The sequence below is a fragment of the Arcobacter sp. F2176 genome (genome assembly GCF_004116465.1).
GTDB lineage: Bacteria > Campylobacterota > Campylobacteria > Campylobacterales > Arcobacteraceae > Arcobacter > Arcobacter siniprincipis.
This window is the reverse complement of the sequence record NZ_PDJV01000038.1, coordinates 1-9,381: the sequence shown is the minus strand read 5'-3', so window position 1 is coordinate 9,381 and position 9,381 is coordinate 1. Positions and strand designations below refer to the sequence as shown.

The window sequence follows — 9,381 nt, the reverse complement described above, 5'->3', positions numbered from 1 at the left end:
CAGTTTAGCAATTTAGCTCAAACACAAGCTCATTAAATATAATGGCTTCCTGTTAAAATCAATCTACATCTAACCGACTCTATAATAAAATTGTACTACTTACTTGAGTGATAAATTAATTATACAAACGTTAAGAAGAGTGCTAAATGCACTCTTTAGTGAGTTTTACAGGGCAGAAAATAAATATATAACTGGAAGGAAGCTTTGCCTTCATCAATTCGGCAGTCTTTTTTGCTTACTTTTTCGATATCAAAAAGTAAGAAAGCGAAGAGTTTACCTCTTCAAGAGCATCTTTAATCCTCAAAAAGCTTAGTTTCCTTCCCATCAAAACTAAGCACATTTTTCTTCTTCATATAAGCAACATGTTCCTCTTCACTCATTTTATTATATAAAATAGGTAACTCATCCCTTTGACCTATGAAGTCATATAAAGGAACACCTTTACCACATGAGTTATTTACATTCTCAATAGTTACTTCAAAAACTTGTCTTGCTGCTCTTTTTGTAGAGAAGTGAGAGATATATTCTTCCCAGGCATCATCTTTTTTTTGTATCGCTTTTGCTTTACAATAAAGCCTTAGAATATTTGGTGCACCCTCAAAAGCGCAAAACATAATAGTCATTCTATTATCTTCTAATAAATGAGCAGCCGTTTCATTTCCACTTCCAAAATAATTTAACCATAAAATTTTATTTTCATCTATTATCTTAAAAGTATCATCTAAACCTTTTGGTGAAAGATTTATTTTCCCATCTTTTGGAGTAGTTGAGACAAAAAACATCTTTTGTTTTTTTATAAACTCTATATCAAGTTTACTAAGTTTATCAGTAATATTTGCCATAAATTTCCTTTAACAATCAAGTTAAGAGTTTAAGATTAATTATCTTTTATTTTGATAAAAAATATTTAACAATAATGATAATGAATATTAATTAATACTAAAGTTTATTTGTTTTATAATCCTTTTTTTTATAAGGAATGACAATGGAAAAAACGATAAAGCTAATAAGAGTTTCACTTGGTATTATATTTTTATGGTATGGGATGTTAAAATTCTTCCCTCAATTAAGTCCTGCAGAAGACTTAGCAATTACGACTATTCATAAACTGTTTTTTGGATTGATAAATGATACCTTATCAATCAAACTATTAGCTATTTGGGAAGTTACTGTTGGTATAGGGTTTATTTTTGGTATATATACAAGATATGTGGTTGTTTTATTTCTAACACATATGATTTGTACTTTTACACCATTATTTATCTTACCAGATATTTCATTTACCCATGCACCATATGCCTTTACACTTGTAGGACAATATATTGTAAAAAATGTGGTATTTATTTTAGCAGGAATTTTGATTTATCAAAATGAAATAAATCAAAGAAAAGAAGTAAAAGCAATATGACAAATGAAGAGTTTAACTCTTCATTTTGCTTTTATTCAGCTAGTAAATTTCTATAAAACTCTCTATATTTTGTATCACCCTCATCTCTTGCTTTCATAGCAGCTCTTGGATGTTCGTTTAACTGACCAGTTAACATATATGGAATACTATATCCCCAATCAAGCTCTTTTTCTAAAGGTACAATATACTCTTCAATGAACTTCAATACAGGCATCATTTTGTATTTTGGATTTTTTAGAAAACCAATTAAAAGTTCAAGGGGACAATTTCCAGCTCCACGTCCAAGTCCAGAAATAGTCACATCTAAAAAACTTGCTCCATACATCATAGCTTCGATTGTATTTGCGTATGCTAGTTGTAAGTTATTGTGAGCATGAATACCTATTTTCTTACCAGTTTTTTCTGCATAAGCTAGGTATTTTTCTGTAAGTTTATTAATTTGTTCAGGATAAAAAGAACCAAAACTATCAGCAATATAAATAATATCTACATTTGTTTTACTTAGTTGCTCTAATACTTCGTTTAACTCATCATCAAAAGATTTAGATATAGCCATAATATTTACAGTTGTTTCATAACCTTTTGCATGAGCTTCTTCGATTAGCTCAATGGCTGCTGGAAGTTGATGGATATATGTTGCTATTCTAATCATATCAACAACACTTTCACTTTTTGGAAGTAATTCAGAAGGTACAGTTCTACCAATATCTGACATAACTGCTATTTTCATATTTGTATTGTTTTCACCAACTATTCTTCTTATATCTTCTTCTTTACAGAAGTTCCAAGCCCCAAATTCATCTTCACTCATAATAGAAGGAGAATTATTTTTCCCTATTTCCATATAGTCAACACCAGAAGCAACACAAGTTTCATAGTGAGCTTTTACAAACTCATCTGTAAAGTGATAGTTATTTACCAATCCCCCATCTCTAATCGTACAATCAAATACTTTTATGTCTTCTCTTACTGACAATATTGAACCTTTTTTCTCAATCATCCTTCTATAATCCCCCTAGCTTTTTTTTATTTTACAATAAGTTCTTCAAGAACTCAACTGTCATTCTAACCCCTGCTCCACTTGCACCATGAGGATTATATCCCCAAGCTTTTTCTACAAATGCAGGTCCTGCTATGTCAAAGTGCAACCATTTATCTTTATTTTCATCATATATAAAATTATCTAAAAATAACCCAGCTGTAATTGCCCCACCATATCTTGTATTAGCAATATTACAAATATCAGCAATCTCAGATTTGATAGTTTTTCTCAAAAATCTATTAAATGGTAAAGTTGTTGCATATTCCCCAGAGTTTAAGGCATTGCAAACTGCATCTCTTTTTAAAACTGTATTATTACCCATGATTCCAGTTGTGTATTCACCAACACCTACCACACAAGCACCAGTTAGAGTTGCATAATCAAAGATATAATCGAAATCTTTGATTTTATCTTGGGCATAACATAAACAATCTGCAAGCACAAGTCTACCTTCAGCATCTGTATTTCGCACTTCTATAGTCTTACCATTTTTAGCCACAAGTACATCATCTGGTTTATAAGCATCTCCACCAATCATATTTTCAACAGCACCAATGATTCCATGAACTTCAATTGGTAAGTTTAGTTTTGCAACAGCATTTAAAATACCAATAACTGCACAACCACCACTTTTATCTGATTTCATAGTAACCATAAAATCAGCAGGTTTTAAAGACAACCCTCCTGAATCATAAGTTAAACCTTTACCTACAAGTACCACTTTTCTAACTGGATCTTTTGGTTTATATGCCATATGAATAAGTTTTGGTTCATGAACACTTGCTCTTGCCACACTTAGCATTGCATTCATTCCATTTTTTTCTAAGAACTCTTCACCATGAACTTTACAAATTATGTCATTTTCTTTTGCAACTTTTTTTGCCTCTTTTGCCATAACTTCTGGGTAAAAGTCTTGTGGAGTTGTATTTACGAAATTTCTAACTTTATTAACTGAATTTGCAATATGAGTTGATTGTTCTAAAACTTCTTCTAACTCTTTAGAAACTTTACAACAAATAATTAACTCTTTTTTTAACTCTTTTTCTTTTTTACTTTTATATTTATCAAAAGTATAAGATCCTAAAATGGCACCTTCAACTAAAGCCTTTAAAGCCTCTTTTTCTTCACCAAAAATTTCTATTTTTGCATCTTTATATTTTGTTGAATTAAATTTTTTCATCGCTGCTGATATTGCAATTGCAATTGCATCATAAGACTCTTCTTCACATCCTACATATATTTTTTTTGATTCAACTAAAAATACTACTTCTTCATCTTTTGCTTTAAAGTTTAAATCATCTAAAATTTCTTTATCATATTTATTTACATCTTCCAAATTTAAAACAATACTTATCTCAACTGCTGTGTCTAATTTTTTGATGCTATCATTACTTAGGGTTATTTTCATTAACTTTTTCCTTTCTTTTTGATGCTTGGTTAAAATAATAAATTATTCCACCACCTATTAAAACGGCAAATGGTGCTGCAAAATACCAATGTTCTTTTGCAAATTTTATCACAATTAAAATCTCTTCTCCAAAATACCACACAGGAATTATTGTAATAGCAGCCCAACACCAAGCACTAAGAATATTTATAAAAGCAAACATTTTAGCGCTATATCGGGTAAGCCCAATAGATATAGGAATAATTGTTCTCATTCCGTACATATATCTTTGTGCAAAAATTATTGGCCATCCATACTTTTGTAATAAAAGGTGTGCTAAAGCAAATTTTCTTCTTTGACCTGAAAACTTTTTATGTACATAGGCTTTATTAAATCTACCAATATAAAAATAGATCTGATCACCAACAAAACCACCAAGTCCAGCTACAAAAATAGCTAAATAAAGGTGCATAGAACCATCATGAGCCATAAGTCCAGCCATTATTAATCCTAGTTCACCTTCTAAAATAGACCAAGCAAAAAGGATAATATACCCATATGCTTTTAATAAATATAAAAACTTATCTTCTAATCCGCTAACGGGTGCCTTGTATAATTCGTAAGCAATAAAAGAAAAGAATATTACTACTACTAAAAAAAGTATTTTACCTGAGTTGTTTTTTAGTCTATTTCTCAAAAACTTTCCTATTCAAAATTTAATAAATCTTTTGCCTGAACCATATCTTTGTCTCCACGACCTGATAAATTCACAATCACTGTTTTCCCTTGAAATTTCTCTTTTGCTTTTTTTAAGTATGCTATTGCATGAGCACTTTCAAAAGCAGGAATAATTCCCTCTTTTCTACTTAACCATACAAAAGCATCAAGTGCTTCTTCATCTGTAATAGAATCATATTGCACAGTTTTATTATCTTTATGAAAAGAGTGTTCTGGTCCAATTCCTGGATAATCAAGACCTGCTGAAAATGAGTGTGCTTCTAAAACTTGTCCATCTTCATCTTGAAGTAAATAAGAACACTGTCCATGTAGAATTCCTGGACTTCCCTTATCTAAAGAACAACCATGCTTATCTGTGTTTGTTCCAAGTCCTCCTGCTTCTATTCCTATACATGTCACTTCTTCATCTTCTAAAAAGTGAGAAAAAATACCAATGGCATTTGAACCACCTCCAATACAAGCTAATACGAAATCAGGTAATCTTCCATCTTTTTGTATAGCTTGTCGTCTTGCTTCCCAACCAATAACGGCTTGAAAATCTCTTACCATCATAGGATAAGGATGGGGACCAGCAACAGTTCCTATTATATAAAAAGTATCTCTTGCATTTGTAACCCAATATCTAATTGCATCATTCATAGCATCTTTTAAAGTTTTACTTCCAGATTGAACGGCTACAACTTTAGCACCTAGAAGTTTCATTCTAAATACATTAAGTTCTTGTCTTTCTACATCTTTTGCACCCATAAATACTGTACACTCTAAACCTAAAAGCGCAGCAATAGTTGCACTTGCAACTCCATGTTGTCCAGCACCAGTTTCTGCAATAACTTTTGTTTTTCCAAGTTTTTTAGCCAATAAGCCTTGTGCAATTACATTGTTTATCTTATGAGCACCTGTATGGTTTAAATCTTCTCTTTTTAGATAAACTTTTGCACCAATTTCTTCAGAGATATTTTTTGCATGATATAAAGGATTTTCTCTTCCTACATACTCTCTTAGAAGCTCATTTACTTCTGTCCAAAACTCTTTGTCAAATCTGTATTTTTTATACTCAGTTTCAAGTTCAAGTAGAATTGGCATCAATGTTTCAGGAACATATCTCCCTCCAAACTCACCAAAATGTCCATTTTCATCTGGATCAAATTTACTTTTTTTAGGTATATATATTTCTTGCATTATATCTCCAATACTGAATAAACAGGGGCATGTTCAGCTACTTTTTTATCCCCAGATAAAAATTTCAGATTTAATAAGAAGCATACTTCAACTAATTGTGCATTAACATGTTTAATAAGTTTTGCAGCAGCATTAGCAGTACCTCCTGTTGCGATTAAATCATCTATTAATAAAACTCTTGCATCTTTTATAGGAAAAGCATCAAGATGGATTTCTACCTCATCAAAGCCATATTCTAATTCATATTTTTCACAAACAGTAGTTCCTGGTAATTTTCCTTTTTTTCGAACAGGAACAAAACCAATACCAAGTCTATCAGCAAGTGCAGCCCCAAATATAAAACCTCTTGAATCAATACCAGCAATATAGTCTAAATTATAAGATTTATATCTCTCTTCAAAATGATCCATCAAAGTTTTATAGGCCTCTTTATTATTTAATAAAGTTGTAATATCTTTAAATATTATTCCCTCTTTTGGAAAATCTTTTATATCTCTTATAGAATTAAAAATTAAATCTCTTTGCTCTTGCGTTAAACTCATCTAGTTCCCTTCGAATGCATCATCAATCAATTGACAAATTGTATGTCCAAATAGTATATGCATTTCTTGTATTCTTGGTGTATCGTTTGATGGTACTATTAAGTTAACATCACAATAAGAATCCATTTCTCCGCCATCACGACCTGTTAGTCCTATAATTTTACAACCTAAATCTTTCCCTACTTCAAAAGCATTTATTACATTCTTTGAATTACCAGAAGTTGAAATACCTATAAGTAAATCACCCTCATTTGCTAAACTCTCAACTTGTCTATCAAAAACTCTATCATAACCATAGTCATTTCCAATAGCTGTTAGTGCGCTTGTATCTGTTGTAAGAGCAATACCTGGTAACCCTCTTCTTTCAGTTTTATATCTACCTGTAAGTTCAGCTGCAATATGCTGTGCATCAGCTGCACTTCCACCATTTCCAAAAATTAATATTTTATTTCCGGCTTTTAGTGTATCAACTGCTAATTTTGAAGCTTTTTCTAAAGGCCCACTCATCGTTTCAATTACTTTTTGAATTGTTTCTAAATGTGATTGAAACTCTTTTTGAATTGTTTTTTTCATATTATTTACCTAAAATCTTTTCAATTGTTGAAGTTGTACTTTTACCTTCTACAAAATCAATTAAAACTGTCTCTTTTGCAATATCTGAGCCAATTACTTCTTTACCTTCATAATCAGCACCTTTTACTAAAATATCAGGTTTTACTCTTTCTATTAATTCATAAGGTGTATCTTCATCAAAAATTACTACATAATCAACACACTCTAATGCTGATAAAATATATGCTCTATCATCATGATTATTTATAGGTCTATTTTCACCTTTTAATCTTTTTACACTATCATCTGAATTTAAACCTACTATTAATACATCACCTAAGGCTTTTGCATTATTTAAATATGATACATGACCTTTATGTAAAATATCAAAACAACCATTTGTGAAGATTATTTTTTTATTTTGTTTTCTTAATCTTTTTGCTACTTTTTTTATCTCTTTAACTGTTTTAATATGCAGGTCTATTGAGCTTTTATGTAGTGTTGCTTTATAATCTTCTATTTCATCAAGAGTTACTGTTGCACTTCCAAGTTTTCCAACAACTACTCCTGCTGCTAAGTTTGCAAACTCTAAAGCTGCAAAAATATCTTCAGTCATAGCTAAAGCATAGCCTAATGAGGCTAAAACTGTATCACCAGCACCTGTTACATCAAATACTTCTTTTGCAACAGTAGGTTTAACTGTTACAACTTTGTCTTTTAAAACAGCAATACCATCTTCACTTAAAGTGATTACTGACATTTCTAAACTAGCTATTTTTTGAAGTTCTTTAAGTGCATCCCTTAGACTATCTTCAGAATCTATTTTTATTCCCGTTGCTACTTCTGCTTCTTTTTTATTTGGAGTTAGAAAATATGCTCCAGCATATTTTGCGTAGCTTTTGCCTTTTGGATCTACTATTACTTTTTTATTATTTAATGTTGCTATTTTAATAATTCTTTGTGTTAAATCATTTGTTAAAACACCTTTTCCATAATCTGATAATAAAATTAAATCATAGCCATTAACTATTTGTTGTAATTTTGCATATACTTTATCAGTTGATTCAAATGAGATATTATTTTTACTCTCATGATCATATCTCACAACTTGTGATTTTGACGCCATAATTCTAGATTTTTTAGAAGTTTTTCTTCCCTTTTGAAGTATTAAAAAACTTTTGGCATCTGTTGCATCAATCAAATATTTTACCTCTTCTGCAACACTATCATCTCCAACAACGGATAAAACACCAACATCAGCACCAAGGCTTAAAAGGTTGCTAATAACATTACCAGCTCCACCTAATACTTTTGTCTCATTTTGTATATCAATAATTTGAACAGGTGCTTCTGGTGAAATTCGATCACAAGTTCCCCATAGGTAGTGGTCAACCATTAAATCACCAATAACCAATATATTTGGTTTTTTTTCATTTTGTAAAATTCTTTCCATTATTTAACTTCCACCTCATAAATTCTTTTTATCTCAGAGATATAATCTTTTATTCCATCTTCCATTTCATACTTTGGCTCATAATCTAAATAAGTTTTTGTATCTTCAATATTTGCTTCTGTATGGAATTGATATTGTCCAATATATGGATTTGGAATATAATTTGTTCCTAAATTTGTACCTAACTCTTTTTGTAAAATATCAGCAATATCTTGAAAAGATCTAGCTTTTCCAGTTCCTACATTATAAACTCCACTTTTTTTAGGAGTTGCTGCTTTTATATTTGCTTGAATTACATCTTCTATATAAATAAAATCTCTAAGTATTTTATCACTACCTTCAAATAATTTTGGCGTATTACCAGCTAATATTTGATGCCCAAATTGTATTACAGTTGAAGCTGTTTTATTTTTATAATATTCTCTTGGACCATACACATTAAAGTATCTAAGACCTACAATAGAGATATCTAGATCTTTTTTTAAATAATCATAAGTAATATTATCCATCATAAGTTTTGAAAAACCATAAACATTTCCAGGGTTTTCATTTCCAACTGTTTGAGGAGAAGCTGCATCACCATAAGTTGCTGCACTACTTGCATAAATCATGTTTGCATTATGATTAATTGCCATTTTTAATAAATCCTCATAGGCATTAACATTTGTTTTTACCATCAAGTCTTGTTCACTTGCAGTCGTATCTGAAATAGCAGCTTCGTGGAAAATAAAATCAAATTCGTAATCTTCATCAATTTGATTTAATAGTTCTTTATCATTGATATCCCCACTAATAACTGTTCCTGTAAAACCTAATAAGTTTTTATAGTGTCCAAAAGACTTCAAGTTACCATTACTTAAAGTTTCACCGCTTCTAAATGAATCTAAAGCAATAATCTTTGAATTTGGATAATTGTTTTGAAAATAAAAGCATAAGTTAGAACCAATAAATCCTGCGGCTCCTGTAATTAATATTGTTTTTTCATTAAAATCATATTCTGTATATTTCATATTTACCTACTTTACATAAATGGGCTTTATTCTATCGAAAATTAAGTTACGGTTTTATAATAAAATCAGA

At 30.4% G+C, this 9,381-nt stretch carries 10 protein-coding genes; 1 reads left to right on the top strand and 9 read right to left on the bottom strand.

The window, feature by feature from the left end; all coding sequences use genetic code 11:
- Positions 1-293 precede the first annotated feature (293 nt).
- Positions 294-842 carry a pyridoxamine 5'-phosphate oxidase family protein gene (locus CRU95_RS15910; RefSeq protein ID WP_129102097.1) on the bottom strand — a complete coding sequence of 183 codons (549 nt, stop codon included), beginning with the start codon at positions 840-842 and terminating at the stop codon, positions 294-296.
- A gap of 143 nt (positions 843-985) precedes the next feature.
- Here CRU95_RS15910 and CRU95_RS15905 point away from each other — a divergent pair, with 143 nt between their 5' ends.
- On the top strand, positions 986-1,408 hold the full coding sequence (locus CRU95_RS15905; RefSeq protein WP_129102096.1) for a DoxX family membrane protein: 423 nt from the start codon (positions 986-988) through the stop codon (positions 1,406-1,408).
- A 31-nt stretch (positions 1,409-1,439) separates the two neighbouring features.
- Here the strand turns inward: CRU95_RS15905 and CRU95_RS15900 are convergent, their stop codons facing one another.
- Genes CRU95_RS15900 through rfaD form a run of 8 tightly spaced genes read right to left on the bottom strand, consistent with a single transcriptional unit; the run spans position 1,440 to position 9,311 of the window.
- Positions 1,440-2,384: an aldolase catalytic domain-containing protein gene (locus CRU95_RS15900; RefSeq protein WP_258238742.1), complete on the bottom strand. Its 945-nt coding sequence runs from the start codon at positions 2,382-2,384 to the stop codon at positions 1,440-1,442.
- 55 nt (positions 2,385-2,439) lie between these two features.
- Positions 2,440-3,858 (bottom strand): leucyl aminopeptidase, encoded by a 1,419-nt coding sequence (locus CRU95_RS15895; protein ID WP_129102094.1) that lies wholly within the window; start codon positions 3,856-3,858, stop codon positions 2,440-2,442.
- Entirely contained in the window at positions 3,839-4,534 is a 696-nt protein-coding gene (locus CRU95_RS15890) for a DedA family protein (RefSeq protein WP_129102093.1), read from the bottom strand. The genes CRU95_RS15895 and CRU95_RS15890 overlap by 20 nt, the downstream gene beginning before the upstream one ends.
- Positions 4,535-4,542: 8 nt before the next feature.
- A complete protein-coding gene (gene trpB, locus CRU95_RS15885; RefSeq protein WP_258238741.1) occupies positions 4,543-5,754 on the bottom strand; it encodes a tryptophan synthase subunit beta in 1,212 nt (403 codons plus the stop codon).
- Positions 5,754-6,296: an adenine phosphoribosyltransferase gene (locus CRU95_RS15880; RefSeq protein ID WP_129102092.1), complete on the bottom strand. Its 543-nt coding sequence runs from the start codon at positions 6,294-6,296 to the stop codon at positions 5,754-5,756. The genes trpB and CRU95_RS15880 overlap by 1 nt, the downstream gene beginning before the upstream one ends.
- Positions 6,297-6,869 (bottom strand): D-sedoheptulose 7-phosphate isomerase, encoded by a 573-nt coding sequence (gene gmhA, locus CRU95_RS15875; protein WP_129102091.1) that lies wholly within the window; start codon positions 6,867-6,869, stop codon positions 6,297-6,299.
- Position 6,870: 1 nt separating this feature from the next.
- Entirely contained in the window at positions 6,871-8,301 is a 1,431-nt protein-coding gene (gene rfaE1 / locus CRU95_RS15870) for a D-glycero-beta-D-manno-heptose-7-phosphate kinase (RefSeq protein WP_129102090.1), read from the bottom strand.
- Positions 8,301-9,311, bottom strand: coding sequence for an ADP-glyceromanno-heptose 6-epimerase (gene rfaD / locus CRU95_RS15865; protein WP_129102089.1), 1,011 nt, complete (start codon positions 9,309-9,311; stop codon positions 8,301-8,303). The genes rfaE1 and rfaD overlap by 1 nt, the downstream gene beginning before the upstream one ends.
- Positions 9,312-9,381 lie beyond the last annotated feature (70 nt).

Coding starts and splice junctions, on each gene's coding strand:
- CRU95_RS15895 (WP_129102094.1), bottom strand. CDS start 3,858: ATGAAAATAACCCTAAGTAATGATAGCATCAAAAAATTAGACACAGCA.
- CRU95_RS15905 (WP_129102096.1), top strand. CDS start 986: ATGGAAAAAACGATAAAGCTAATAAGAGTTTCACTTGGTATTATATTT.
- rfaE1 (WP_129102090.1), bottom strand. CDS start 8,301: ATGGAAAGAATTTTACAAAATGAAAAAAAACCAAATATATTGGTTATT.
- gmhA (WP_129102091.1), bottom strand. CDS start 6,869: ATGAAAAAAACAATTCAAAAAGAGTTTCAATCACATTTAGAAACAATT.
- trpB (WP_258238741.1), bottom strand. CDS start 5,754: ATGCAAGAAATATATATACCTAAAAAAAGTAAATTTGATCCAGATGAA.
- CRU95_RS15910 (WP_129102097.1), bottom strand. CDS start 842: ATGGCAAATATTACTGATAAACTTAGTAAACTTGATATAGAGTTTATA.
- CRU95_RS15880 (WP_129102092.1), bottom strand. CDS start 6,296: ATGAGTTTAACGCAAGAGCAAAGAGATTTAATTTTTAATTCTATAAGA.
- rfaD (WP_129102089.1), bottom strand. CDS start 9,311: ATGAAATATACAGAATATGATTTTAATGAAAAAACAATATTAATTACA.